The sequence below is a fragment of the Streptomyces sp. NPDC051907 genome (assembly GCF_040681075.1).
In the GTDB taxonomy this organism is placed as follows: Bacteria; Actinomycetota; Actinomycetes; order Streptomycetales; family Streptomycetaceae; genus Streptomyces.
This window is the reverse complement of the sequence record NZ_JBFAYB010000034.1, coordinates 1-25,827: the sequence shown is the minus strand read 5'-3', so window position 1 is coordinate 25,827 and position 25,827 is coordinate 1. Positions and strand designations below refer to the sequence as shown.

Sequence of the window (25,827 nt, the reverse complement as noted above, 5' to 3'; positions counted from 1 at the left end):
ACACAGGACGGGGGTCGTGTGTCAGATTCATCGCAGCGAGCGGCGGACCATAGGCCGTACTTCTTCTTGAGTTATGCGCACACCCCGCGCTACGGCGCCGGCGGACCCGACCCCGACATGTGGGTGGAGCGGCTCTTTAGGGATCTGTGCGGCCATGTAATGGCCATGACCGATCTGCCGGCCGGGGCGCCCGCCGGATTCATGGACCGGGAGATCCGCTCCGGGGAGGGCTGGTCGGAGCGGCTCGGCGAAGTCCTCGCCACCTGCCGGGTGTTCGTGCCCCTGTTCTCGCCGCGGTACTTCGCCAGCGAGATGTGTGGCAAGGAGTGGTACGCCTTCGCCCAGCGGGCCATCTACCACCAGGCCAAGAGCAACAAGCCCGCGGAGGCCATCGTGCCCGCGCTGTGGGTGCCGATGCCGCCGGAGCAACTCCCGGGCCCCGCCGAGCGGTTGCAGTTCAACCACCGGGCGTTCGGCGACCGGTACTGCACCGACGGGCTCTACGGCCTGATCAAGCTCCGGATATTCGCCGAGGAGTACGAGGCGGCGGTCTACGAGCTGGCGAAGCGCATCGTCAGCGTGGCCGACACCACCCGCGTCGGCTCCGGCAGCCCCGTCGACTACCGGCAGGCCCCCAGCGCCTTCGGCAAGCCCACCGGCGGCCCCCGCCCCATGCACGTCACCGTCGCCGCGCCCACCAGCCACGACCTGCCCGACGGACGCGCGCCCGACTACTACGGCAAGCTCTCCCAAGACTGGAATCCGTACCATCCGGAGGCCGCCCGGCCGCTGGCGTACGTCGCCCAGGACCTGGTGCGCTCCCTCAACTACCACGCGACGGTCTCCTCCTTCGACCACGAGACCCCGCCCGACCCCAGCCAGCCGCCCACCCGTCCCGAGATACTGCTCGTCGACCGCTGGGCCCTTCAGGACGAGGAGCGGCGCGAGCGCCTCGCCGCGTTCGACGCGGAGCCGCGCCCCTGGGTGAGCGTCGTCGTCCCCTGGAACCGCGACGACCCCCAGAGCCGAGGCTCGGAGGCCGAACTGGCGGAGAAGCTGGAGAGGACCATGCCCCACCAGATGCGCCAAGGCCGCACCGCCTGCCGGGCCGCCGCGAAGGGCGTGCTCAGCATGGAGGCGTTCGGCCAGCTCCTGCCCCAGGTGGTGGAGGCGGCGGCCCAGGAGTACTTACGGCACGCGGAGGTCTATCCACCCGCCCCGCCCCCCGGCGCCGCGCCCATAGAACGACCACGGCTGCGCGGCCCGATGGCCGAGTACGGCACCACTCGCTACGTCCCGTACACGCGTGAGATCGCCCCGGATGCGGAGGACACGGATGACACCCAGTCGTGACGGACGCATCGTCACCTTCTATTCGTACAAGGGAGGCACGGGCCGCACGATGGCCCTCGCCAACGTGGCGTGGATCCTCGCCGCGAACGGCAAGCGGGTCCTGGCGGTCGACTGGGACCTGGAGGCGCCCGGACTGCACCGCTTCTTCCACCCCTTCCTCGACCCCTCCACTCTCGGCGCCACCACCGGCGTGATCGACCTGATCACCGAGTACGCCTGGGCGGCGACCAGCCCCGAGCCGCGCCGCGACGACTGGCACCTGGACTACGCGCGCATCCAGCCGCACGCCGTCTCCCTCACCCCCGAGAACCTGGGCTGGGAGTTCCCCGAGGGCGGCACGCTCGACTTCGTCTCCGCGGGCAAGCAGAACCGCGAGTACTCCGCCACCGTCTCCACCTTCGACTGGGACAACTTCTACGACCGGCTCGGCGGCGGGCACTTCTTCGACGCGCTCCGCGACGACATGAAGGCCAACTACGACTACGTGCTCATCGACAGCCGTACCGGCCTCAGCGACATCGCCGACATCTGCACCGTGCACCTGCCCGACGTCCTCGTCGACTGCTTCACCCTCAGCGACCAGTCCATCGACGGCGCCGCCTCCGTGGCCCGGCAGATCGCCGAGCGGTACGGCGGCCGCGGCATCAAGATCTTCCCGGTCCCGATGCGGATCGACGAGGGCGAGAAAGAGAAGGCGGACGCCGGCCGCGCCCTGGCCCGGCTGAAGTTCGACCGCTTCCCCAATGGGCTCACGGGCGACGACCTCGTCTCCTACTGGGGCGCGGTGGAGATTCCCTACCGGCCCTTCTACGCGTACGAGGAGACGCTCGCCACGTTCGGCGACGAGGCCGGCCTCAGCAACTCCCTCCTCTCCGCCTTCGAACGGCTCACCGGCGTCGTCACCGAGCAGCAGATCACGCAGATGCCGCAGGTCGGCGAGGAGATCCGGCTGCGGATCAGGGACGCGTTCACCCGTCGCCGCCCGGCCCTGCCCGCCGACCTCTTCCTCAGCTACGTGGCCGAGAACCGGATGTGGGCCGACTGGGCCGAGAGCGTGCTCACCCGGGCCGGCTTCCGCGTGGTGCCCCGCGACGTCTCCGCCGAGCGCGAGAGCGTCGACGCGGACGCGATCGCCGCCGAGAACGCCGCCCGCACGGTCGTGCTGCTCTCCAGCGCCTACCTCAAGTCCGCCCGGGCGGTGGAGGTCTGGACTCGGGCCGCGTCCGAGGACCCGGGCGGCGGACGCCGGCACCTGGTGCCGGTCAGAGTCGGCGACGTCCGGCTCACCACCCCGTACATCGACCGCAACCCCGTCGACCTGTTCCGGCTCGACGAGGTGCACGCCACCGCGGCGCTGCTGCGCGCCCTCGACCGGCCCGTCCAGCTCCCCGACAGCGCCTCGCCGGGACCGCGCTTCCCCGGCACCGTGCCCAAGATCTGGAACGCGCCGCCCCGCAACCCCGGCTTCACCGGCCGCTCGGTCGTGCTCGAGCGGATGCGCGACCAGCTCGGCGGCGGCATGGCCGTCGCCGCGGTGCTCCCGCAGCCGCAGACTCTCTACGGGCTCGGCGGCGTCGGCAAGACCCAGGTGGCGCTGGAGTACGTGCACCGCTTCATGGCGGACTACGACCTCGTCTGGTGGATCTCGGCCGAGCAGCCCGACGACGTGGTCGCCGGCCTCGCCGAGCTCGCCGCCCGGCTCGGCGCGCAGGTCGGCGAGGACATGTCGGCCGCCTCCCAGGAGGCCGTCGACCTGCTGCGGCGCGGCGAGCCGACGCCGCGCTGGCTGCTGGTCTTCGACAACGCCGACGACCCCGAGCAGCTCAAGCGGTTCTTCCCGCCGCAGGGCCCCGGGCACGTCCTGGTCACCTCCCGCAACCAGAGCTGGTCGCAGTACGGAGACGCGCTGCCCGTCGACGTGTTCCTGCGCGAGGAGTCCATCGAGCACCTCCAGCGCCGCGCCCGCGGGCTGAGCGTCGAGGACGCCGACCAGGTCGCCACCGCCGTCGGCGACCTGCCGCTCGCCGTCGAGCAGGCCGCGGCCTGGATCGCCGAGACGGCGACGCCCGTCGCCGCCTACGTCGAGCAGCTCAGGGAGCAGGCCGCGAGCGTCCTCGCCCTCAACCAGCCCGCCGGATACCCCGAGCCGGTCGCCGCGACCTGGAACGTCTCCATCCAGCGGCTCAAGGAGCGCTCGCCCGCCGCGGTGCGCCTGCTCCAGCTCTGCGCCTTCTTCGCGCCCGAGCCGATCTCCGCGAACCTCCTCTACAGCAAGGAGATGATCGACGCGCTCAAGCCGTACGACGCCTCGCTCCAGGAGAAGCTGGTGCTCGGCCGGGTCATCCGGGAGATCGGCCGGTTCGCCCTCGCCAAGGTCGACCAGGTCTCCAACAGCATCCAGGTGCACCGCCTGGTGCAGGCCGTCATCCGGGCCCAGCTGACCGAACAGGAGCAGCAGGACGCACGGCACGCCGTCCACCGGGTCCTGGCCGGCGCGCGGCCCGACGACGACGAGCCGATCGACAACCCCGAGACCTGGCCGCGGTTCGCTGCCATCTGGCCGCATCTGGGCACCTCGGAGGCCCGGCACTGCAAGGAGCCGGAGACCCGCCGGCTGATGATCGACCGCGTGCGCTATCTGTGGAAGCGCGGCGATCTCAACGCGGCCTACGCGCTCGCCAGCGAACTGCGGGAGAGCTGGCGCCAGAAGCTGGGCAACGACGACCTCCAGTACCTCTACCTCCGCTTCCACCTCTCCAACATCCTCCGCTCGCAGGGCCGCTATGTGGAGGCCAAGGACCTGGACGAGGTGACCCTCCAGCGCCAGCAGGAGGTGCTGGGCAGGTCCCATCCGCATACGTACATGACCACCAGCGGTCTCGCGATGGACCTGGGGACGCTGGGCCAGTACGGCAGGGCGATGGAGCTGGCGACCGAGGCACACGAGGGGTTCAGCCAGATCTTCCACGAGTCCCATCCGCGCACCCTCGCCGCCGCCAACAACCTGGCGCTCAACCTGCGCATGGTCGGCCAGTACGCCCGGGCGCGCGAGATCGACCAGGAGGTCTTCGACCGGCGGACCGAGGTGCTCGGCCCGGATCATCCGTACACCCTCTCCTCCGCCACCTCGCTCTCCCGCGACCTGCGCGAAGTCGGTAGGTACGAGGACTCGGTGGCGCTGCTCAGCCGCACCTACGAGAGCTACAAGGACACCCTCGGCCGGACCTTCCCGGGGACCCTGGCCACGGCCAAGAGCCTCGCGGTCTCGCTGCGCCGGGCGGGCAAGCTGGAGGACGCGCGGCGGCTGACGACCGCGACGCGCAACCGCTACCGCGCCAAGTACACCTCGGCCAACCCGGACTCGCTGGCCTGCGACCTCAACCTGGCCGCCGACCTGTTCGCCGCCGGGGAGCCGGTCGCGGCGCGCGATCTGGCGCAGGAGGTCGTCGACCAGTACATGAAGGTGCCGGGGGACCGGCATCCGTACACCCTCGCCGCCATCAACAACCTCGGCATCTTCCAGTGGGGCTGCGGCGCGCCCGAGGCCGCGGAGCAGCTGCTGGTGAAGGTGGTCCGCACGCTGCGGGAGGTCCTGGGCGAGAGCCATCCGCACGCCCTGTACAGCACCATCAACCTGGCCAACGCGCTCGCCGACCTCGGCGGGCTCGAGGAGGCGCTGGAGATCGAGCAGCGCACGACGGCCCGGCTGCGGGACGTGCTCGGCGCGCACCACCCCGAGGCGCTGGGCGTCGCCTCCAACATGGCCGTCACGCTGGGCCTGCTGGGCCGCAAGGACGAGTCGGCGCAGCTGCGGGCGGAGACGGTGGAGGAGCTGACGCGTCAGCTGGGGGAGGAGCACGCGCTGACCAGGCTGGCGCGGGACGAGCGCAGGATGCACCGGGACCTGGAGCCGCTCGCGGTCTAGGCGTCCGGCGGGGTCTGGGCGTCCGGCGGGTCCGGGCGCCCGGGGCCCGGTCTAGGCGTCCAGCAGCCAGGTGAGGATCCGCGGGAGCGCGTGGAGCGCGTCGAAGTGCGCGGCGGCCGGCTCCAGCACGGCCGTCACGCCCGGGATGCGCTCCGCGAGCCAGCGGGAGTGGCCGACCGGCGAGAAGACGTCCTTCTCCCCGTGCCACAGCATCACCGGGCTCTTGATGTCCGCCGGCTCGAAGCCCCAGGGGCTGCAGAAGGCGAGCGCGTCGTCGATCCATCCGTACGCCGAGGTCCGCAGCGCCTCCTGGTAGTTGCGCAGCAGCATGGACCGGACGCCCGCGTCCGAGACGACCATCCGGTCGGAGTCGGTCAGCTCTCTGCGCAGATCGTTCAGCAGCCGGACGGGGTCCTTGCGGATCTCGGCCGAGCGGAGGATGAACCGTTCGGTGAGACCGATCGGGTCGACGGAGGCGCTGGTGTACTCCATGACGTTGGACGCGGCCATGCCCTCGAACCAGTCCAGACCGTCCGCGTCCATGGGCGCGAGCGTCACGAGCGCGGCCGCGCGGGTGACCCGGTCGGGCATCAGGGCCGCGCAGGCCAGGGCGTGCGGCGCGCCGCCCGAGCGGCCCACCACGGCGAACCGCTCCAGGCCCAGCTCGTCGGCGATCGCCCGGACGTCCTGGGCCACGTCGGCGACCGTGCGTCCCGCGAGCCGGTCCGAGCCGCCGTAGCCGGGACGGTCGTAGGCGATCAGCTGGGTGCCGCGCTGGTACAGCACCATGCCCCGCGGCGCCGGGCCCAGCCGGCTGCCGGGCGTGCCGTGCAGCAGGAAGACCGGCCTGCCGCGTGGATCCCCCAGACGCTCCACCATCAGATGCCGCCCGTCCGTCGCGCGCACCCGACGTCGCACCCCGGCGCCCCCTTCGTCGTACGTGCCCTCTGCGGCCATGGTGAGCCTGGAATTCCCCACGGGTTCGATGATTACCCATCAGGGCGCTCACGGGGCATCCCTTTGACGTCAATTGGCGACCGAGGCCTGGGCGAGGTCCCGACGAGGACCGGTGAGGTCCCGGCGAGGACCGGCGGCCGTCCCGGCGAGGCCCGGCGGCCGTGCCGGCGAGGTCCGGGCGAGGCTCGGTGAGGCCCCGACGAGGACCGGTGGGGTCCGGACGAGGCTCCGGCGACCGTGGCGAGCGTCGCCGAGACGGCGGCCGGAGGCGGCCCAGTAGAGAGATCAAGACAGGACTAGTCCTTACACACCGCCGACCGCATGATCGCGCGCGGTGTTCGCAATCCGAAACCAGCCCATGTCCGCGCACTCTGTGAAGACGCTGTGAACGCAACCGCGTTGTCGTGTGACCGTCCTGAAGTCGACCTTGTGTGTTACCCGTCGGTCTCGGAATAGTGGGCGCCTCATCCTCCGTGTCAGGGCACCCCACTTGCCCGTGACGCGGCCCCCACAGGAGGTCGAACTTTGAAGCACCGGCGCATACCCAGAAGGAAAGCGACGATGGCGGCAGGCGCGGCCGTCGCGATCGTGGCCGCGGGCGTCACCTTCCAGAGTGCGAACGCCAGTGACAACACCGAGCAGTTCACCCCCAAGACGCTGTCGGTGTCCGCGGCCGGGAGCCTCGCGGTCTCCCTCCGCGCCGATCTGGGCTCGGACGAGGCCGGCGTGTACTACGACGCCAAGGCCAAGGCCCTCGTCGTCAACGTCGTGGACGAGGACGCGGCCAAGACCGTGCGCGAGGCCGGCGGCAAGGCCCGTGTCGTGGAGAACACCCTCGCCGAGCTGAAGAGCGCCCGCACGGCGCTCACCGACAAGGCGACCATTCCGGGCACCTCCTGGGCCACCGACCCGGTCAGCAACAAGGTGATCGTCACCGCCGACCGCACGGTCGAGGGCGCCGAGCTGGCCAAGCTCACCAAGGTGGTCGAGGGCCTCGGCGCGAAGGCCGAGCTGAAGAAGTCGGCCGGGGAGTTCAAGCCCTTCGTCTCGGGCGGCGACGCCATCCACTCCGGCGGCGGACGCTGTTCGCTCGGCTTCAACGTCGTCAAGGACGGCGAGCCGCACTTCATCACCGCCGGCCACTGCGGCAAGTCCGGCAGCGAGTGGTCCGACTCCGAGGGCGGCGCGGCCATCGGCACGATGGTCGACTCGCAGTTCCCGGGCAACGACTTCGCCCTGGTCAAGTACAGCGGCGACACCGCGCACGCGAGCGAGGTGAACCTCTACAACGGCAGCGCGCAGGCCATCGCCAAGGCGGGCGAGGCCACCGTCGGCATGAAGGTGCAGCGCAGCGGCTCGACCACGCAGGTCCACGACGGCGAGGTCACCGGCCTCGACGCCACCGTGAACTACGGCAACGGCGACGTCGTCGAGGGGCTCATCCAGACCAACGTCTGCGCCGAGCCGGGCGACAGCGGCGGCTCGCTCTTCGCGGGCGACGCCGCGATCGGCCTGACCTCGGGCGGCAGCGGCGACTGCACCGCGGGCGGCGAGACGTTCTTCCAGCCGGTGACGGAGGCGCTCTCGACCTTCGGCGCCGAGATCGGCTGATCGCGTCGACAGCCTGACACAGACGAGGCCCCCGGACGGTGACGACCGTCCGGGGGTCTCTTGGCGCTGCCGCGGCCGGAGCCTCCCGGGTCTCCCGGGTGTTCCCGGTGGCTCGGCGGCGCAGCGGCGCGGTGGCTCGGCAGCGCGATGGCGCGGTGGCTCAGAAGGAGAACGTCCGGCCCTTGCCGTCCGTCATCGCGCAGGGGTTGCCGAAGGTGTGCTCGTACGAGACGCGGCGGCCGTCCCATACTCCGTCGGCCGTGACGGTGATCGGGTTCCACTCCCTGGTACACACCCGGTTCGAGGGCGCCTCGGTCACGATGGCGAAGTTCCCCTGGGCGGCGCGCAGTTCGGAGCAGGCGCCGGCCGGGTCGGGGTGGGTGCCGCTCGGGGTCGGCGTGCAGTTCAGCGTCACGGCTCGCTGGACCGTGGCCGTCGCGGCGTCGGCGCCCTTGCCGACGGTGAGCACCAGCGCGGAGGGCGCGTACAGGCTTTGCGGCTGTGCAGGCTGGGCGCCGGCCGTTGTAGCCAATCCGCCCAGGCTGATGGCTATGCCCAGCGTGATTCCCCCAGTGATGAACCGCATTACGAACACTCCCTTGCTCGACGTTTCGGATAGCGGACGAGAGTCTTGCTCAAGCGGACTACGGACGCACATCCTGCGATCACATCTGGTCACTGGTTGAAAGCTGTGAGTAGTGGCGTGAAGTCGTGCGACGGAGGTCACTCGGGAACCGTAAGTGGGCGTGCGGTCAGCGAGGATCCGGGTGTGACAGCGGGGGCGCGCGGCTGGAACACCCCCTGTGCGGCGGCGGAACGGCGGCCACCGCGGCGCGCGGCAGTGACAGCAATGGCCTGAAGTCTGGGGAAATCTGCGCGCAATGAGGTCGCAACGGGGTCGCAATGGATGCGCAATGTGTCCGCTGAAGCGCGGCCGTCAGGGTGGAGTGGGGGCGAGGAGGGGGCGGAGGGGGGCATACGACGGCGTATGCGCGGTCGTGCGCGGGCGCACATGAGCCGTTTCAGCCGGTGGGCTCCGTGCGCGCCCCGCCCGGCGCCCCCGCACTGCCCGTTCCACCCGGCGCCCCTGTCCCGCCCGGCGACTCCGCCCTGCCCCGCGCCCCCGTCCCGCGCAGTCGGAGCATGCCGCACAGCAGCGTGATCAACGCCCCGCCCACCGCCCATGCCGCGAGCACCAGCATCGGGCCGCCCGCGCCGTTCCCCCGGAAGTAGGCGATCGAGCGCGCCGCGAACGTGCCCGCGCCCGGCGGCAGCGCCGGCCCGATGGCCCGCCAGAACGGCGGCAGCAGCGGATATGGATACGCCCCGCCCGCACTCGGATTGCCGAGGACCACCACCAGCAGGATCGCCAGGCCGATGCCGACGACGCCCGCGAGCCCCTGCAGCGCGAGCGTGATCGCCCCGACCGTGAAGACCAGCAGCGCGCCCAGACCCCCTAGGGCCAGGACGCTGCCGGGCAGCGCGTCCAGGACCGGCCCCGCGATCACCGCGCCGAGCAGCCCCGCCACGAGGGAGTACAGAAGCAGCACCCCGAGCCTGATCAGGGCGCGCGCCGTGTTCGCCGGCCGGGCGCCCGCGCTGATCGCGAGGATCGCCGCGCACAGATAGCCGCCCACGCACCACCCCACCACCAGGTAGAACGAGGAGAGCCCCCGGGCGTCGCCCGGCGCGTCCGGGACCACGTCCACGATCGTCAGCCTGCGCTGCTGCGCGGCCTCCGCCCGCCCGACGACCGCGGCCAGGGCCTGCGACAGGGAGGCCCCCGAGGCGCTGGCGACCAGCAGTCTGTCGACGGAGCCCCGCGGGTCGACGATCAGGGCCCCGTCGACGTCGCGGTTCTCGATCTGCCGTACCGCCGTCGCCTGGTCGGCGACGGCGCGCGGGTCGAGCGGATCGCCCGGCAGTTCGGAGAGCCGCCGCACGGCCTGGTCGGCGACCTGCGCCGAGGGCGCGGCGACGGCCAGCGGGATCTCGTGCGGCGTCGGCTTGTGGAAGGCCCCGATGTACGACGTGATGAAGGCGAGCTGGAGCGCCAGCACGCCGATGACCAGGACCGCCGCCCGGACGGTCACCGCGTCCTTGACCTCGTCGAGGAAGCCGGGGCCCTGGTGAGGGGTGTCCTGTGTCTGGGTCATGGCCCCACGCTCCGGCGCGCCCGGTGCTCGCGCAGGCGGGCGTGGGCCGAACGGGCGACGAGATCGCGGCCCGGGGCGACGGCTCGCTCGGCCGGGGTGACGAACGCCATCGCGGCGGACCTTCGCGGGCGTCTGCGCGGAGCGGTCGCTCTCAACTCCGTTGCAGGGGAGCGGACATGGTCGCGGGGCGCGTGTTCCGGCCAGCCGGTCCGAACACCCTTTATCGATCAGGTGTACGAATTAGGTCGCTGACCGGGGATGATGAGGCTAGGGTAATCGAACGGGCGTACGATGAATGTATCGGGCGAATGGCTGAAAAAGGGGTGGAGTGATGGAGGTGCGGCATGGCGGGGTACGCCCATCTGCACGTCGCATCCGGTTACTCGGCCCGCTACGGCGCCGCCCACCCGGAGCACCTCGTCCGGCGGGCGGCTGAGCGCGGCATGACGGCGCTCGCGCTCACCGACCGGGACACGGTCACCGGCGCCGTGCGGTTCGCACAGGCCTGCGCCGAGACCGGCGTCCGACCGGTCTTCGGCGTCGATCTGGCGGTGGAGGCCCTCGCGCCGCCCCCTCCGGCACAGCGGCGCCGCACCCCGGCACGCGGCGGAGCGCACGTCGTCGAGCCGCCGCTGCGGTTCGTGCTGCTCGCACAAGGCCGCGCCGGATGGGCGCGGCTGTGCCGCATCACCTCGGCCGCGCACGTCGGCACCGCGAGCGGGGCCGCGCCGGTGGTGGCGCCATGGGAGGCGCTGCGCGAGTTCGGCGGTCCCGGCCTGATCGTGCTGCTCGGACCGCTCTCGGAACCGGTGCGGGCGCTGTCGGCGGGCCGGGAGGACGTCGCGGCGAAGCTGCTGGCCCCCTGGAAGGAGGTCTTCGGGGCGGGAGTCCGGCTGGAGGCCGCCCTGCACGGGCAGCCCGGCACCGGGCCTGGATCGCTGCGGCTGGCCGCCCGCACCCTGGCGCTCGCCGACCGCACCCGCACCACCGCCGTGCTCTCCAACGCCGTCCGCTACGCCGACCCCGAGCAGCACCGGCTTGCCGACGTCCTCGACGCCGCGCGGCTGCTGCGGCCCATCGACCGGCGCCGCCTCGACACCGGGCAGCGCTGGCTCAAGGACGAGCGGGCGATGGCGGACGTCGCGCGGCGGATCGCCGAATGCGCGGGCGCCGACACCCGGCGGGCGCGCCGCCTGCTGGCGGACACCGCCGCCACGGCCGCCGCGTGCACCGTCGACCCGGCGGCGGACCTCGGGCTCGGCACGCCGCACTTCCCGGAGCCGGAGGCGCTCGGCGCCGAGCCCGGCGCGGACGGTGCGGCCCGGCTGCTGCGCCGGCAGTGCGAGGCCGGACTGACCCGACGCGGCCTGGACCGCGACCGGGCCGCGCTCGACCGGCTGGACGACGAGCTCGACGTGATCTCCACGCTGCGCTACGACTCGTACTTCCTCGCCGTCGGCCAAGTCGTGGCCGACATCCGCGAGCTGGGCATCCGGGTCGCGGCCCGCGGCTCGGGCGCCGGGTCGATGGTCTGCCACGCGCTGGGCGTCGCCACCGCCAACCCCCTCGACCACCGTCTGCTGTTCGAACGCTTTCTGAGCGTGCGCCGGGCCTCGCTGCCCGACATCGACATCGACGTGGAGTCCGCCCGACGGCTGGAGTGCTACGACGCGATCTTCGACCGGTTCGGCAAGGAGCGGGTGGCGGTCACCGCGATGCCCGAGACCTACCGGGCCCGCCGGGCCCTGCGGGACGCCGGCCTCGCGCTGGGGATCGCGCCGGCGGACGTCGACCGGATCGCCAAGAGCTTCCCGCACCTGCGCGCCTGCGACATCACCAGCGCGCTCGCCGAACTGCCCGAGCTTCGGCCGCTGGCGGCCGAGGCGGAACGGTACGGGCCGCTGTGGGAGCTCGCCGAGGGCCTCGACTCCCTGGTCCACGGCATGGCCATGCACCCGTGCGGAGTGGTCGTCAGCGACGCGACGCTCCTGGACCGGCTGCCGGTGCAGCCCACTCCGCAGGGCGACTACCCGATGGCGATGGCGGCGAAGGAGGAGATCGAGGCGCTGGGCAACATCAAGCTGGACGTCCTGGGCGTCCGGATGCAGTCCGCGATGGCCCACGCCGTCGTCGAGATCGAGCGCACGACCGGCAGCCGCATCGACCTGGACGACCCGCGGCAGGTGCCGCTCGACGACGTCTTCGCGTTCAAGCTCATCCAGGAGAGCCAGACCCTGGGCCTGTTCCAGCTCGAGTCGCCCGGTCAGCAGGATCTCCTGTCCCGGCTCCAGCCGCGCGACCCGCAGGACGTCATCGCCGACATCAGCCTCTTCCGCCCCGGACCGGTCGCCGGCGGCATGCCCGAGCGGTACATCGCCGCACGCCACGGCGGCGCGCCGGCCTACGCCCACAAGGATCTCGCGCCGGTCCTCGCCGACACCTACGGCGTGACCATCTGGCACGAGCAGATCATCGAGACGCTGCATGTGATGACCGGCTGCGACTACGCCCTGGCGGAGATCGCCCGGCGGGCGCTCGGCGACAAGGACCGGCTGCCCGGGATCAGGGACTGGTTCCACCGTCTGGCGCACGCGCGCGGCTACCCGGCCGCCGTCCGCGACGAGGTGTGGAAGACCGTCGAGGCCTTCGGCGCGTACGGCTTCTGCCGCGCCCACGCGGTCGCGTTCGCCGTGCCCGCCCTGCAGAGCGCCTGGCTCAAGGCGCACTATCCGGCGTTCCTGCTGGCCGGCCTCCTCGAACACGACCCCGGCATGTGGCCCAAGCGCGTCCTCGTCTCCGACGCCCGCCGCCGCGGCGTGCCGGTGCTGCCTGTTGAGATCAACCACTCCCGCGTGAAGCACACCGTGGAGAAGGCCGACGGCGACCAGTGGGGCGTACGTCTCGCCCTCTCCGCCGTGCACGGCATCAGCGAGGAGGAGTGCGCGCGGATCGAGGAGGGCCAGCCGTACGGATCGCTGTCGGACTTCTGGCAGCGGGCCCGCCCCAGCCGGCCGGTCGCCGAGCGTCTCGCGGAGATCGGCGCCCTGGGCTCCCTCCACGACGGGCGCCTCACACGGCGCGATCTGCTGCTGCAGATCGCCGAGCTGCACCGGCAGTCCCGTACCCGGTCCGCGAGCAAGGGCCAACTGCCCTTCGACACGAGCGCCGTCGGCGGAGCCGAGCCGAGCGGACTGCCGGAGATGACCGGACGCGAAGCCCTGAGCGCGGAGCTGAGCACGCTCGGCATCGACGTCTCCAAGCATCTGATGGAGCACCACCACCGGCTGCTGCGGGAGATCGGCGCGACCGACGCGGCCCACCTGGCCGGCCTGCGCGCCGGTCAGCAGGTCCTCGTCGCCGGCGTCCGGGCCTCCACCCAGACCCCGCCGATCGCCAGCGGCAAGCGCGTCATCTTCGTCACCCTGGAGGACGGCTCCGGCCTGGTCGACCTGGCGTTCTTCGAGGACTCCCACCCGGCCTGCGCGCACACCGTCTTCCACAGCGGACTGCTGCTGGTCCGGGGCACGGTCCAGGTGCGCGGCACCCGCCGCACCATCGTGGGAACCATGGCCTGGGACCTGGACCGGATCGCCGCCGCCCGCCGCGACGACGGCCCCGAGGCCGCGCTCGCCCTGCTCGGCGCCGACCACCCGCAGCCGACCCCCGCACAGCCGCGGCGCACTCTGGCCAACGGCACCACAGGCGCCCAACTCCACCCGTACGCCGACCTCCAGCCCGCCGGCAGCCGCTCGGCCGACCTGAAGAAGCTCGGCTACACCAGCCCGGGGAGCGCGGGATGACCACACGCCGACGGCATATCGCCCACCTCCATCTGCACGCCGCGCTGAGCGAGGACCAGTACGCCGATGTCATCGAGCTGATGTCCGGCATCACCCCCCACGTCCAGGCGATCCCGCCCGACGCCGTCCAGCTCGACCTGACCTCGGCGCTCAGATACTTCGACGTCACCCCGTACGACCTGGTCCAGCTGGCGAAGCTCCGGCTGCTGGCCCTGTACGGCATCGAGAGCAGCGCGGGACTCGCGGGCAACCGCATGCTGGCCACCATGGCGGCCGACGCCTCCGCGCCGGGCCGCACCACCTGGGTCCCCGCCGAACGGGCCGCCGACTGGCTGCGCTCCCGCCCGGTCGTCGCGCTGCCCGGGATCGGCCGTGCGACCGAGGCGACGCTCGGCAGACACGGTCTGCACACCATCGGCCAGATCGCCGACGTGCCCCCGGCGACCCTGCAACGCCTGCTCGGCGCAGGCCTGGCCCGGCTGCTGGCCGAACGCGCCCGCGGCCACGATCCCCGCGCGGTCACCCCGCTGGAGTCGGCGGCCCACCTGAGCGCCGACCTGGTGCTGGAGCGGGACTGCCTCGACCCGGCGCGGCATCACCAGGCGGTCCTGGGACTCGCCGACCAGATCGGCGGGCGCCTGCGCACCGAGAGGCAGGTCGCCAGTCGGCTCACCCTCACGGTGCGGTACGCCGACCGCAGCTCGACCACGCGTACGCGCACCCTGCCCGAGCCCACCGACCACTCGCCCGCGCTGGTCACGGCCGCCCTCGGCCTGCTGGGCGGCCTCGGACTCCAACGGGCCAGAGTCCGCGCCTTCGTGATCCGCGCCGACGACCTGTCGCCGGCCGACAGGGCTTACCGCCAGCTCTTCCTGGACCCCGACGCCGAACGCGCCCGGGCCGCCGAAGCCGCCTCGGACCGGGCCCGCCGCCGCTTCGGGCCGGGGGCCGTGCACCCCGCGGCACTGGCGGACGGCCGACGCGGCCGGGGTGCACAGCGACCGGGCCGGACCCTGGCGATGAGCTGACGTCGTCGAGCTGACGTCGTCTGCGACGGACGCGCTCTCGGTCTCGGGGGCCTGGGGGGCGTGCGTCGGCTCGGTCTGGTCTCGGCGTCGGGGCGCGCCTCGAGTCGCGGTCTGGTTCGGCCTTGGTCTGGCTTTCGGCCGCGGTCGGGTTCTCGGCGTCGGGTTCCGGCCTCGGCCGCGGTCTGGTCTCGGCCTCGGGGCTCGCCTCGGCTCGGTCTGGCTTCGGTCTCGGGGCGCCTCGGCCGCGGTCTGGTTTCGGCCGCGGTCGGGTTCTCGGTGTCCGGGTTCCGCCCCGCCCTCGGCCGCATGCTTCGGCCTCGGGTTCCGGCGTCAGCTGAGCAGCTGGCGCTTCTGCTCGGCGAACTCCTCCTCGGTCAGCACGCCCTGCGCCTTGAGGTCGCCGAGCTCCTTGAGCTGGTCGATCTTGCTCCGCATGTCGTCGTCCGGGGCCGCGGGCGGCGGGGGAGGCGCCGCCTGCGGCTGCGCCTCGGCGTCCTGCTGCGCCCATCGGCCCGCCTGCCGACGGGACACTCGATTGGACACCGCGGTGGCGGTGCCGGCGACGACGGCGGTGCGGGCGACGCCGCGAAGAAGTCCGGGCATGGTGCTCATCTCCAGGCTGGGCGGGAACGCGGTGCGCACCCGCCCGGGAGGGGAGGGCCGACGGAACGGGCTGGGCGCCCGCCGTCACCCTCCGGCGGGCGGATCCGGCAGGGCGTCCAGCGAGGCGAGCAGCGCCGGGACGGGAATCCTCCCGGCCGCCACGAGCTGTGCTCCGCCGCGCCGCAGGGCGCGGGCGAAGGGCGCCGCCCAGGTGTTCTCGTACACGATGATCCCGGCCGAGTTCCCGGGTTCGAGCGCGACGCCGGCGTCGGCGACGTCGCTCTGGTCCAGCAGACCGGAAGAGGCCCCCTCGAAGACGGCGAGCCCGGCCTCGTCGCCGAAGTCCTGGAGCTCCACGGCCGCCACCGAGCCGTCCTCGTCCTTGCGGATGAAGACGAGGTCGAGGATGCGGATGATGCCCCGATCGACGAGATCGACCAGGAGGGGAAGTCCTTCGCCGGTCATACGGTTGCCTGGGAACTCGACCACGATGTAGTCGACGGGACCCATGTCGTCGATGCCGCCGATCCCGTTCTGCTCCTCGACTTCGCTGCTCATGGCCGCTCCTGTCGGAAAGAGGGGGGCGGCGTCGTGCCGCCTCGCTGGTCCGCGGGCGGTGGCTCCCGGCGCACGGTGGGCGAGGAGCGGACGTCGCCTACGCCCATTGCAGCACTGCGCCGGTGCCTTCGCATGTCCGGCGTGTCCGGCGCCGGAGTGCCCGTACTGCGCCTGGCCGGTGCGCCCGGACTTCGTCTGTCCGGGCGGTCGGCGGGACGTGCCGGGACGGTCAGCTCGTCAGCTGGTAGATGCTCTTCCCGGTCAGCCACAGGCCGAGCACCAGGCAGAGGATCACGATCGCCTGCTGCTGATGGTCCTCCAGCCAGGCGCGCAGCCGCATCAGCCGAGCCTGGGCGGCCTCGGGGGCGAGCACGAGGTGCAGCTCGGCGGCGATCAGGCTGGCGCTGGCGAGGATGCAGAAGCCGAACAGGGCCAGAAAGGAGGCCAGATGCGAGGTGTTCGCCTCGACCACGGTCGCCGCGGCCGCCCCTACCATGCCCCACGGCTGGAGCAGCACGGCCAGACCGGCCGCCGCCCAGGCCGACCGGTCGTCCAGGCTGGCGGTCATCTTGGAGGTTCTCCCTCGGGGCGGGGCGCCGTCCGACCGGCGAGGGTCCTGCGTCGGGGCGCCGTCCTGCCGGCGGGGGTCTTGCGTCGGGGCGTCGTCCTGCCGGCCGGGGGCCTGGGCCGTGTTGGCGCGCTGGGCCGCCCTCGCCCGCATCAGGCGGTGGCGGTGCAGCCCGTAGCCCACCAGCAGCAGACCGAAGACCAGCTTGGCCGCCAGTCCGGCCACGCCGGGCGGGGAGCGGGGCGACGGGGGCTCGCCGTCGGTCAGTACGAGGACGAGCGCGATCACGGCGACCAGGCAGGCGAGCCAGGCCATGATGAAGGCCAGCCCCTTCCACACGCCCCCGGCCGACGACACGACGAGGACGAACGCCATGATGGGCAGCGGGTAGAGGGTGATGGCCAGCGCAATCAGCAAGAGGTCGAGGACCATGACGACCCAATCGTGTGACGACATACGACGCTACGCACTGGCGCGGCCCTCCACACCTTCTGCCCCGCCGGTCGCTGCTCCGTCCGAGACCGCCGGCGCAGGACCCCCGGGCGCGCCGCTCGCGGTGGCCGACCGGACGCCGCCGTAGCCGTAGCCGTAGCCGTACGCCTGCTCTGTCGCACACGTCCGGCCGTCCGCCGCGTAACCGGCCCCGGCCCTCCACCTGCCGCTGCCGCTCCTCCTCCACCACCCCCGCCAGTCGGCTGACCCGACCGGCGGGGCGGCGAACGGCCTCGCACCGCGGTGGAAGGCTGCGTCCATGACTGGCGAGGCGCGCACGGCCGAGAAGGGCGGAGAGGCGGGAACCGTCCTGCTGACGCTGGCGGCCGGACAGTTTCTGATGGCCCTCGACAGCTCGGTGATGAACGTGTCGATCGCCACGGTGGCCGAGGACGTCGGGACCACGGTGAGCGGCCTCCAAGGCGCGATCACGGCCTACACGCTGGTGATGGCGATGCTCATGATCAGCGGCGGCAAGGTCGGGGCGCTGATCGGCCGCAAACGGGCGTTCATGATCGGCTGCGTCGTCTACGGCTGCGGATCCCTCACCACGGCGCTCGCCCCGAACCTGCCGGTGCTCCTGGTCGGCTGGTCGTTCCTGGAGGGCGTGGGAGCGGCGCTGATCCTGCCCGCGATCGTGGCGCTGGTGGCCTCGAACTTCGCCGTGGAGCGCCGGCCGGCGGCCTACGGCCTGGTCGCAGCCGCGGGAGCGGTGGCGATCGCGGTCGGGCCGCTCGTCGGCGGTGCGGCGACGACGTTCTTCTCCTGGCGCTGGGTGTTCGCGGGGGAAGTCCTCGTGGTGCTCGGCATCCTGGTGCTGGCCCGCCGGGTCGCCGACGCGCCCCCCGGCCGCAGACCGCGCATCGACGTCGTCGGCGCGGTCATGTCCGCCGTGGGGATCGGGCTGTTCGTGTTCGCCGTGCTGCGCACGAGCGAATGGGGCTGGTTCCTGCCCAAGACCGGCGGGCCCTCCTGGTTCTCCCTCTCGCCCGTCGTCTGGCTGATGCTGGCGGGACTCCTGCTGATCTGGCTCTTCTTCCGCTGGGAGGAACGGCTCGTGGCGCGGGGCGAGGAACCGCTCGTCGACCCGGCGCTGCTGCGCAACCGTCAGCTCACCGGCGGGCTGACGATGTTCCTCTTCCAGTACCTCGTGATGATGGGCGTGTTCTTCGTCGTCCCGCTCTATCTGTCCGTGGCGCTCGGCCTGTCCGCGGTGAAGACCGGCGCGCTGATCCTGCCGCTCTCCGTGACCCTGCTCGCCGCCGCGATCGGGATCCCCAAGCTCCGGCCGAACGCCTCGCCGCGGCGCGTGGTGCGGCTCGGAGTCCTGGCGATGCTCGCCGGCGCCCTCGTCCTGCTGGCCGCCTTGGACGCGGACTCGGGCCCGGGCGTCGTCACCGTCCCGCTGCTGCTGATCGGACTGGGCATCGGGGCGATGGCCTCCCAACTCGGGGCGGTCACCGTGTCGGCGGTCCCGGACGAGCAGGCCGCGGAAGTCGGCGGAGTCCAGAACACCGTCACCAACCTCGGCGCGTCCATCGGCACCGCGCTCGCCGGGTCCCTCCTCATCGCCGTGCTGACGGCGTCGTTCCTCGCCAACATCGAGGAGAGCCCGGCGATCCCGGCCGAGGTCAGCAGCCAGGCGAGCACCCATCTCACCGGAGGCGCTCCGTTCCTGTCGGACGCGCAGCTCGACGCTGCCCTCGACGAGGCGGGCGCGGACTCGGAGCTGACGGAGGCCGCACTGGAGGCGAACGCCGACGCCCGCGTCGACGGCCTGCGCGCCGCACTCGCCATCCTCGCCGTGGCCGCGCTGGTCTCGCTCTTCTTCACTCAGCGCATCCCCGCGAAGCAGCCCTCGGCGACACCCCGTAGCCCTGCCTGAGCAGGGGTTCTACGCGGGACTCCGCCCGTCCTTCCCGGTCGCGCCCGTCGAATCCGTCCCGTTCGACTCCGTCCCCTTCGTCGAATCGGTCCCGTTCCTCGAATCCGTCCCGTTCCTCGAATCGGTCCCGTCCCTCGAATCGGTCGCGTTCGTCGTCTTGGTCGTGTCCTCGGCGAGGAACTCCATCACCGCGAGCGCGAAGAGCAGCGCGAGGGCGAGGCCGAAGACGACCCAGCCGGTGGGGTAGGACCACAGGACGTACGTGACGACGGCGGCCGCCACCAGGATCCAGGTGATCCAGGTGCGGTGCCGGGCGACGAAGGGGCCGACCGGTCCGGTGCGCATGCCCACGCGGTCGGCCGTGGCGCGGGTCGCCGCGATGCCGGAGTGCCACATCGCGCGGACCGTCGTGGCCGCCTTGCCGGGGCCGGAGAGCCAGGCGGCGAGGGCGAGCACCAGGCCGAGGACCACGACCATGCGGATCGAGGTGCGCAGCAGGCGGATCATGCCGTCGTAGATGGAGGCCGCCGCGGGCTGGGAGACGGTGTCGGGGAGGGCGTTGAGGTAGACCGTGCGGAAGACCGTCAGGCCGACGGCGAGGACGAGCGCGGCGGCGGCGAAGCCCAGGGCCGCCGCGACGAGGGTGCGCCGCTTGTGGGCGGAGATGAGGACGCCGGCCGCGGCGAGCAGGACGGCGAGGATGGGCAGCCACAGACCGGCGAGCTCCAGGAGCCGGAAGGCGGTCTTGACCTTGCCGATGTTGTCGGCCCGGACGATGGTGAAGTCGGTGTGGACCTCGGGGATCTTGCTGGCCACGCTGAGGCCGGCGTCCACGAGCCGGGTCTTGACCTGCTCGATCACCGGGGCGAGGTCGAGCGTCACCGAGTCGTTTTCGATCTTTACGGCGCCGTCGCCGCTGCCGGTCAGGGCCTTGACGAGCGCGGTGTGGATCGTGCGGTTGGCGTTCGTCCAGATCTGCTCGAAGGCTTCCGAGGACACGACGTCCTCCGCCTTGTCGTGGACGAAGCTGCGCACCGCGCTCTGCAGCGAGTCGCCCAGTTTGCCCAGCGCCTTCTCCAGCAGCGGCCGTTGCTCGGGCGCCACGCCCTCGAGCAGGGCGGGGACGTCGATGTGCTGCATGACGGCGTCCGTGGCCCGGTTCGCGACGGCTGCCTGGACGTCGGCGTCGGAGGCGAGCGGGGCGACGGTGGCGACGTAGCGGTCGGTGTCTCCCACGATGTCGGACGTCCAGGCGGCGACGAGGCCCAGCGGCGCGAGCACACAGCCGATGATGATGAGCAGCGCGGACAGCAGGGAGCGCAGTCGGTGCCGCGGCGCGGGCCGCTTGGCCGCCTCCGTCTCCAGCGCGGCGATTCTGGCCCGCAGCGCGGACAGTTCGTCTTGGGGCACGTCGTCCGGCATCGCTGGCCTCCCACGGGTTCTGCCTCAGCCAAACCCGTCCAGCCCGGCCGGACGACCTGGGGCGATCCGATCGGGTGAGGCCGCTCGCCGTGGAGCCGCTCGCTGTGGGGCTGGGGTCTCAGCCCGCTCAGCCCTCTCAGCGCGGTGGCCGGGGGCCGTTCGACATGCGGAACGCGGCGCCCGCGCCAATACTGTTGATCATGGGCATCGCGCCCGCGCAAGGGAGGCTTCGATGGACGACTACCCCCTTCTGAACGTCTTCTGGACCATGCTCTGGTTCTTCCTGTGGATCATGTGGCTGTTCCTGCTCTTCAGGGTCGTCACGGACATCTTCCGGGACCACGATCTGAGCGGCTGGGGCAAGGCAGGGTGGTTGATCTTCTGCATTCTGCTGCCCTTCCTCGGCGTGCTGGTCTACATCATTGCTCGCGGCAAGAGCATGGGGATGCGGGACATCAAGCAGGCCAAGGAGAACGAGGCGGCGTTCCAGGACTACATCCGCCAAGCGGCCGGGACGACTCCGGCCGGCGGGGGCAACGTCGACGAACTGGCCAGACTCAGCGACCTGAAGGAAAAGGGCGCGCTCACCGAGGACGAGTTCCAGAAGGCCAAGCAGAAGCTGCTGGCCTGACAGCCCTGCCGTAGCCCCTTGCCCACGGACCTGTGAGCAGGGGGCACGGGCATGGCCCAGCGAGGCCCGACCGAGCGGTCGCCGCGGCGGCTCGGTCACCGACGGGGTTCGGTCCCCCCGGACGCGGTTGGTCCGCGCCCGGGGGATCCATGTGCAGGGCCAACCCGTGCGATGTTTACGGCGCGTGGCGGCAGCGGCCTTGCTCACGCGACGCGTGGCCGCAGCGGGCGAGGAGTTGCCCCTGGCCTCTGGCCGCAGCGTGTGAAGTAGTCGCCCCCGGCCTGACGGCCGCAGCGATGTTCACGCGGCTCGCTGGCCGCAGCGGCTGTGCTCACGCCGCCGCGGTTTGGGTACCCGACGCGGTTGGCCTTGCGCCCGGGGGACCCGTGCGCAGGGGGCCAACCCGTGCGACGTTCCTGGCGCATGGCGGCAGCGGCCGGAAACGGTCGCCCCCCGGCCCGTGGTCGCAGTGGGCGAAGCGATCGCCCCCGGCTCGATGGCCGCAGTGACCGTGCTCAGGCCACCGCGGCGCGTCGCCGCGGTTCGGTCCCCGACGCGGTTCGTCCGCGTCGGGGGGACACGTGCGCGGGGGCCAAACCATGCGACGTTCCTGCCCGTGGCCACAGCGGCCGAAGCAGACCCCCGGCCAGTGGCCGCAGCGGCGAAGCGGTCGCCCCTGCCCCGCGGGCGCAGCGACCGTGCTCACGCGGCCCGATGGCCGCAGCAGGCGATCAGTCGTCCCTGGCCCGTGGCCGTAGCGGCGAAGCAGTCGTCCCTCGGCCCGTGGCCGCACCGGCCGTGCTCCCGCCGCCCGATGGCCGCAGCAGCCGACGCAGTCGCCCCCCGCCCGAAATCCGCCGCCGCCGTGCTCACGCCGCCGCAGCAGTCACCTGGCCCACCGCGGCCGCGTTCACCAACTCCCGGTGGTCGCGTTCGTTCTGGTCGGCGTAGCTCTCCGCGAACTCCGCCAGCGCCCGTTCGAATACGTCGCCCGCGCCGAGGTACGCGGCGATGGCGATCCGGTCCCCGGAGCGCGCGTGTGCGCGGGCCAGCGTGGTGCCGCACACCTCGCCGAAGACCCTCATGCCGCGCGGCGGCATCTGCGAGGGCTCGGCGATCGCCTTCCAGTCGCGCAGCTGGCGTACGTAGAAGTCCCGCTGGCGGCCGTCGATCCCCTGCACCCGCCGCCAGCCGAGGAAGATGTCCCCGGAGGCCTGCATCAGGCGCTGGCCGGCCACCACCCGCTCGCCCTGCATGGCGTACTCGCTTGCGCCGGCGTGCGCGGCGAGCACCGACTCGCCGGCCTCCTTGGCCTGGAGGATCAACGGGTCCTCGCCGTCGCGGCCGAGCAGCAGGACGACCCAGCAGCGCGTGCCGACGCTGCCGACGCCCACCACCTTGCGCGCCATGTCGACCACCCTGAACTGCTTGAGAAGGTGCCGGCGGTCCGACGGGAGGGTCTGCTGGTAGCCGTCGATCAGGCCGAGGATCCGCTCCTCGAGCGCCCCGCGCTCGTTGTCCGGCAGCAGGTCGGCGAGCGGCACGATCAGGGGCGGCTCGGCGATGAACCGGTGTTCGCCGCCGACGACCCGGGTGAGCTTCCCGAAGGCCTGCAGGCTGTCGCGCCCGCGCGCCTTCTCCAGCTGCGCGGACAGGTTCCGGCGGCCGCGCTTGTGCAGCGCGTCGGCCGCGATGGCCTGGAGCTGGGCCGCGTCGGCCTTGGCGTACCAGACCTCGAGGTTGCGCATGGCGGCGAAGCGGCGCATCTGCTCGCGGTAGGACCGCACCGCCGACTGAACGATCTTGGCTCGCTCGCGGTCCGTGAAGCCGTTCTCCCGCCCCGCGATGACCAGGCTCGTCGCCAGCCGCTTGACGTCCCACTCGAACGGCCCAGGCAGCGTCTCGTCGAAGTCGTTGATGTCGAACAGCAGGTTCCGCTCCGCTGATCCCATCAGGCGGAAGTTCAGCATGTGCGCGTCGCCGCACAGCTGGGCCCGCAGGCCGGAGTCCGGCGTGGCGCCCAGGTCGCCGGCCATGATCGCGGCGGCGCCCCGGTAGAAGCGGAAGGGGGACTCCGACATCCGCGCGTAGCGGATCGGAATCAGTTCCTGCACCCGCGTCGCCGACTGCTCCTCGACGACGTCCACCGGGTTCGGCCGGTCGCGGGGCGGGTCGAACTCCGCGTGCCCCGAGCGGGGCGCCTGCTTGCGGGCCGCTCGTCCGCGGGCGGCCCGCTCCTCGGGTGTGAGCCGCTGCCCGGTCTGCTGCCCGGTCTGCTGCTCGCTCCGCTGCTCGCTCCGCGCCTTCTTCGCCGCAGTCCTCGTCATTCCGACCTCCTGCCCATACTGCCTCCGCGCCGGACGGCGGTGGAGAGGCGCACGGCCCACGTCGTAGTCCCCCTCCCTCCATGCTGCGCGCCGCAGCGCCGATGCGCGCGCCTCCGGTCCCGGCCTCGGCCCCTGCCGCCGGCGCGCCCGGCCTGCTCGTCGCCGTACCGGCCTGCCCGTGCGGCGGTCGCCCCGCGTCCCGAGTCGAAGCGCCTCCCATGCCCCCTTCCGGGTGCCTCCCGGGCCCCGTCCCGTGCCCCCGTACCCCTCCCGCCGCCCTCCCCGCACCCCTCCCGTGTCGAAGCGACAGGGCGCACAAATCTCGCATTACGCTCGCGATGTCACCGAGCTCTGCGACCCGAGGAGGGCACGACGGCAGCCGTCGACCGCGAGCGCGTCAAGAGAACGCTGACGTTCTGGCTCCGTCCGGCCTTCATGCTGCGCGTCGTCAACCGCTTCCAGAAGGTCGTCGGCTTCGACCGCTCGATGGCCCTGTCCTCCAGCGCGCTGACCGCGCTGATCCCGCTCGCGGTCCTCGCCGGCTCCCTGCCGCACATCGGGGGCGACGACGTCGCGGACGAGATCGTCAACCGGTACGGCCTGACCGGGGGCGGGGCCGAGGCGGTCAGACAGCTGTTCGCGTCCACTGACGACGCGAGCACCAGCGTGGGCATCCTCGGGGCCCTGTTCCTGATGCTTTCGGTGCTCAGCTTCACGCGGGCAATGCAGCGCCTGTTCGAGCAGACCTGGGAGCTCAAGCCGCTCAGCGTGCGCAACACGCTGAACGGCCTGGTGTGGATCGTCGGACTCGCCGTCTACCTGGTGGTCACCGGCTGGCTCGGCGCGGCTCTCAGCGGGCGCTTCGGTCTGACGGCCGCGCTGTTCCAGGCGCCGCTGACGGCGGTCTTCCTCGTCCTGACCGGCCGCAGGCTCTCCGCCAAGCGGCTCGTCTGGCAGGACCTGCTGCCCTTCGCGGTCATCACCGCCGTCGCCGCAGGGTTCTACTCGGTCGGCGCGGCGGTCTACCTGCCGCATCTGTTCAGCTCCTACGCCACGCGGTACGGACCGGTGGGCGCGGTCTTCGCGATGATCTCGGCGCTCTTCGGGGCCATGCTCGTGCTCGTCGCCTCGGCGGCGCTCGGGCGGGAGGTGGGCGACGAGCTCGGCCGGATCCGCCTCGGGCAGCGCCCTGCCGACGACGAGGTCCGGCGGCAGTGGCACAACGTGGTCGGCCAGATGCGATCGCGCTGGCAGTCGGCCCGGGAGCAGCTCTCGCCTCGCCGCGACCCGGGCGGCCGCAAGCGCCGCTGAGCGCGGGCGGGGGGCCGTCGACGGCCGCGAGCGGCGGTACGGGGACGGGCCGACGAAGGAGGCTCTCGGTCCGCTTGCCGCACGGCCGTCGGGGGAGTGCGGCAGGGGGATCGCACGCGAACTGCCCTGTAGTGCATGCCGGTTGACGCAGGCTCAGTTTTTACCGACGCGTAACTTCCCTGCGGTGGTTACTCGTGCGTAGGTTGGCGTCAGTACAGCGAATCCAGCCATCGCTACTCCCTTGAGCCGCAAGGAGACAGCTCGATGCTGCCTTGGAAACGTGCAATGAGACCCCTGGCCGCCCTGCTGTTGGCGGTCGCCGCCGCCCTCACCCCCACAGCCGCCGCGTACGCCGATTCGGCCGCGGCGGCCAAGACTGCCTCATCCGCTCCGAGCAGTGGATGGAACAACTACTCCTGTAAACCGTCTACAGCCCACCCCCGCCCCGTGGTCCTGGTCCACGGAACCCTCGGGAACTCCATCGACAACTGGCTCGCCCTCGCCCCGTACCTGGTGAATCGCGGTTACTGCGTCTTCTCCCTCGACTACGGCCAGCTCCCCGGCGTGCCCTTCTTCCACGGCCTCGGCCCGATCGAGAAGTCGGCCGAGCAGCTCGACGCGTACGTCGACAGGGTGCTCGCCGCGACGGGCGCGTCCGAAGCCGACCTCGTCGGCCACTCCCAGGGCGGCATGATGCCGCGCTACTACCTCAAGTTCCTGGGAGGGGCGGACAAGGTGAACGCGCTGGTCGGCCTCGCCCCCGACAACCACGGCACGACGCTGGGCGGCCTCGCCAAGCTGCTGCCGTTCTTCCCCGGCGCTGAGAAGCTCCTCAGCGCCGCCACCCCGGGGATCGCCGACCAGGTGGCCGGCTCCCCCTTCCTGACCAAGCTCAACGCCGGCGGAGACACCGTGCCCGGCGTGCAGTACACCGTCATCGCGACCCGCTACGACGAGGTGGTCACTCCGTACCGCTCGCAGTATCTGAGCGGGCCGAACGTGAAGAACGTCCTGCTCCAGGACCTGTGCGCGGTCGACCTGTCGGAGCATCTGGCGATAGGGCTGTTCGACCGGATCGCGTACCACGAGGTGGCGAACGCGCTTGACCCGGCGCATGCGAAGCGGACGAACTGTCTGTCGGTCTTCGACTGACGGACGGGGAGACGAGACGACTGTGGTCCGCTCCGCCGGTCTGCGGCG

General features: G+C 72.2%; 17 protein-coding genes. 9 read left to right on the top strand and 8 right to left on the bottom strand.

Annotated elements, in window-relative coordinates:
- Positions 1–18 precede the first annotated feature (18 nt).
- The gene (locus AB0M39_RS19450) at positions 19–1,353 is read left to right on the top strand and encodes a TIR-like protein FxsC (RefSeq protein ID WP_365365876.1); all 1,335 of its coding nucleotides are present in this window, start codon (positions 19–21) and stop codon (positions 1,351–1,353) included.
- Positions 1,337–5,278 carry an FxSxx-COOH system tetratricopeptide repeat protein gene (gene fxsT / locus AB0M39_RS19445; RefSeq protein WP_365365874.1) on the top strand — a complete coding sequence of 1,314 codons (3,942 nt, stop codon included), beginning with the start codon at positions 1,337–1,339 and terminating at the stop codon, positions 5,276–5,278. Before AB0M39_RS19450 ends, fxsT begins: the two co-directional genes overlap by 17 nt.
- A gap of 51 nt (positions 5,279–5,329) precedes the next feature.
- Here the strand turns inward: fxsT and AB0M39_RS19440 are convergent, their stop codons facing one another.
- A complete protein-coding gene (locus AB0M39_RS19440) occupies positions 5,330–6,184 on the bottom strand; it encodes an alpha/beta fold hydrolase (protein ID WP_365365968.1) in 855 nt (284 codons plus the stop codon).
- A gap of 576 nt (positions 6,185–6,760) precedes the next feature.
- Between AB0M39_RS19440 and AB0M39_RS19435 the strand changes: the two genes are divergently transcribed.
- A complete protein-coding gene (locus AB0M39_RS19435) occupies positions 6,761–7,846 on the top strand; it encodes a S1 family peptidase (RefSeq protein WP_365365872.1) in 1,086 nt (361 codons plus the stop codon).
- Between the two features lie 160 nt (positions 7,847–8,006).
- Here the strand turns inward: AB0M39_RS19435 and AB0M39_RS19430 are convergent, their stop codons facing one another.
- Together AB0M39_RS19430 and AB0M39_RS19425 are read right to left on the bottom strand one after the other, a co-directional pair.
- Complete coding sequence (locus AB0M39_RS19430; protein WP_365365870.1) at positions 8,007–8,432, bottom strand: subtilase-type protease inhibitor; 426 nt, start codon at positions 8,430–8,432, stop codon at positions 8,007–8,009.
- 436 nt (positions 8,433–8,868) lie between these two features.
- Positions 8,869–10,002, bottom strand: a complete 1,134-nt coding sequence (locus AB0M39_RS19425) for a DUF3533 domain-containing protein (protein WP_365365868.1) — start codon at positions 10,000–10,002, stop codon at positions 8,869–8,871.
- Positions 10,003–10,346: 344 nt separating this feature from the next.
- On the opposite strand from AB0M39_RS19425, the gene dnaE reads away from it, so the two are divergent.
- Both dnaE and AB0M39_RS19415 read left to right on the top strand, forming a co-directional pair.
- Positions 10,347–13,802 (top strand): DNA polymerase III subunit alpha, encoded by a 3,456-nt coding sequence (gene dnaE / locus AB0M39_RS19420; protein WP_365365866.1) that lies wholly within the window; start codon positions 10,347–10,349, stop codon positions 13,800–13,802.
- Positions 13,799–14,830 carry an ImpB/MucB/SamB family protein gene (locus AB0M39_RS19415; protein ID WP_365365864.1) on the top strand — a complete coding sequence of 344 codons (1,032 nt, stop codon included), beginning with the start codon at positions 13,799–13,801 and terminating at the stop codon, positions 14,828–14,830. The genes dnaE and AB0M39_RS19415 overlap by 4 nt, the downstream gene beginning before the upstream one ends.
- Positions 14,831–15,160: 330 nt before the next feature.
- Here AB0M39_RS19415 and AB0M39_RS19410 read toward each other — a convergent pair whose 3' ends face one another.
- The 3 genes from AB0M39_RS19410 to AB0M39_RS19400 all read right to left on the bottom strand — a co-directional run bounded on the left by AB0M39_RS19410 (position 15,161) and on the right by AB0M39_RS19400 (position 17,015).
- Positions 15,161–15,433, bottom strand: coding sequence for an SHOCT domain-containing protein (locus AB0M39_RS19410; RefSeq protein WP_365365862.1), 273 nt, complete (start codon positions 15,431–15,433; stop codon positions 15,161–15,163).
- Between the two features lie 84 nt (positions 15,434–15,517).
- Positions 15,518–15,991 carry a DUF6325 family protein gene (locus AB0M39_RS19405; RefSeq protein ID WP_365365860.1) on the bottom strand — a complete coding sequence of 158 codons (474 nt, stop codon included), beginning with the start codon at positions 15,989–15,991 and terminating at the stop codon, positions 15,518–15,520.
- A gap of 229 nt (positions 15,992–16,220) precedes the next feature.
- Complete coding sequence (locus AB0M39_RS19400) at positions 16,221–17,015, bottom strand: GAP family protein (RefSeq protein ID WP_365365858.1); 795 nt, start codon at positions 17,013–17,015, stop codon at positions 16,221–16,223.
- 295 nt (positions 17,016–17,310) lie between these two features.
- Here AB0M39_RS19400 and AB0M39_RS19395 point away from each other — a divergent pair, with 295 nt between their 5' ends.
- Positions 17,311–18,936, top strand: a complete 1,626-nt coding sequence (locus AB0M39_RS19395; protein ID WP_365365856.1) for an MFS transporter — start codon at positions 17,311–17,313, stop codon at positions 18,934–18,936.
- 9 nt (positions 18,937–18,945) lie between these two features.
- On the opposite strand, the gene AB0M39_RS19390 is transcribed toward AB0M39_RS19395, so the two are convergent.
- On the bottom strand, positions 18,946–20,358 hold the full coding sequence (locus tag AB0M39_RS19390; protein ID WP_365365854.1) for a hypothetical protein: 1,413 nt from the start codon (positions 20,356–20,358) through the stop codon (positions 18,946–18,948).
- 232 nt (positions 20,359–20,590) lie between these two features.
- Between AB0M39_RS19390 and AB0M39_RS19385 the strand changes: the two genes are divergently transcribed.
- On the top strand, positions 20,591–20,989 hold the full coding sequence (locus AB0M39_RS19385; RefSeq protein ID WP_365365852.1) for an SHOCT domain-containing protein: 399 nt from the start codon (positions 20,591–20,593) through the stop codon (positions 20,987–20,989).
- Between the two features lie 869 nt (positions 20,990–21,858).
- Here the strand turns inward: AB0M39_RS19385 and AB0M39_RS19380 are convergent.
- Entirely contained in the window at positions 21,859–23,316 is a 1,458-nt protein-coding gene (locus AB0M39_RS19380) for a DUF2252 domain-containing protein (RefSeq protein WP_365365850.1), read from the bottom strand.
- A 435-nt stretch (positions 23,317–23,751) separates the two neighbouring features.
- Here AB0M39_RS19380 and AB0M39_RS19375 point away from each other — a divergent pair, with 435 nt between their 5' ends.
- Positions 23,752–24,627, top strand: coding sequence for a hypothetical protein (locus tag AB0M39_RS19375; protein ID WP_365365848.1), 876 nt, complete (start codon positions 23,752–23,754; stop codon positions 24,625–24,627).
- 264 nt (positions 24,628–24,891) lie between these two features.
- Entirely contained in the window at positions 24,892–25,779 is an 888-nt protein-coding gene (locus AB0M39_RS19370) for an alpha/beta fold hydrolase (protein ID WP_365365845.1), read from the top strand.
- The last annotated feature ends 48 nt before the right edge of the window (positions 25,780–25,827 follow it).

What these genes read in the sequence shown, in the direction of transcription:
- AB0M39_RS19430 (WP_365365870.1), bottom strand. Translation starts at nt 8,432, where the DNA reads ATGCGGTTCATCACTGGGGGAATCACGCTGGGCATAGCCATCAGCCTG.
- AB0M39_RS19400 (WP_365365858.1), bottom strand. Translation starts at nt 17,015, where the DNA reads ATGTCGTCACACGATTGGGTCGTCATGGTCCTCGACCTCTTGCTGATT.
- AB0M39_RS19375 (WP_365365848.1), top strand. Translation starts at nt 23,752, where the DNA reads ATGCTGCGCGTCGTCAACCGCTTCCAGAAGGTCGTCGGCTTCGACCGC.
- AB0M39_RS19380 (WP_365365850.1), bottom strand. Translation starts at nt 23,316, where the DNA reads ATGACGAGGACTGCGGCGAAGAAGGCGCGGAGCGAGCAGCGGAGCGAG.
- AB0M39_RS19405 (WP_365365860.1), bottom strand. Translation starts at nt 15,991, where the DNA reads ATGAGCAGCGAAGTCGAGGAGCAGAACGGGATCGGCGGCATCGACGAC.
- dnaE (WP_365365866.1), top strand. Translation starts at nt 10,347, where the DNA reads ATGGCGGGGTACGCCCATCTGCACGTCGCATCCGGTTACTCGGCCCGC.
- AB0M39_RS19385 (WP_365365852.1), top strand. Translation starts at nt 20,591, where the DNA reads ATGGACGACTACCCCCTTCTGAACGTCTTCTGGACCATGCTCTGGTTC.
- AB0M39_RS19410 (WP_365365862.1), bottom strand. Translation starts at nt 15,433, where the DNA reads ATGCCCGGACTTCTTCGCGGCGTCGCCCGCACCGCCGTCGTCGCCGGC.
- AB0M39_RS19370 (WP_365365845.1), top strand. Translation starts at nt 24,892, where the DNA reads ATGCTGCCTTGGAAACGTGCAATGAGACCCCTGGCCGCCCTGCTGTTG.
- AB0M39_RS19415 (WP_365365864.1), top strand. Translation starts at nt 13,799, where the DNA reads ATGACCACACGCCGACGGCATATCGCCCACCTCCATCTGCACGCCGCG.
- AB0M39_RS19395 (WP_365365856.1), top strand. Translation starts at nt 17,311, where the DNA reads ATGACTGGCGAGGCGCGCACGGCCGAGAAGGGCGGAGAGGCGGGAACC.
- AB0M39_RS19390 (WP_365365854.1), bottom strand. Translation starts at nt 20,358, where the DNA reads ATGCCGGACGACGTGCCCCAAGACGAACTGTCCGCGCTGCGGGCCAGA.
- AB0M39_RS19425 (WP_365365868.1), bottom strand. Translation starts at nt 10,002, where the DNA reads ATGACCCAGACACAGGACACCCCTCACCAGGGCCCCGGCTTCCTCGAC.
- fxsT (WP_365365874.1), top strand. Translation starts at nt 1,337, where the DNA reads ATGACACCCAGTCGTGACGGACGCATCGTCACCTTCTATTCGTACAAG.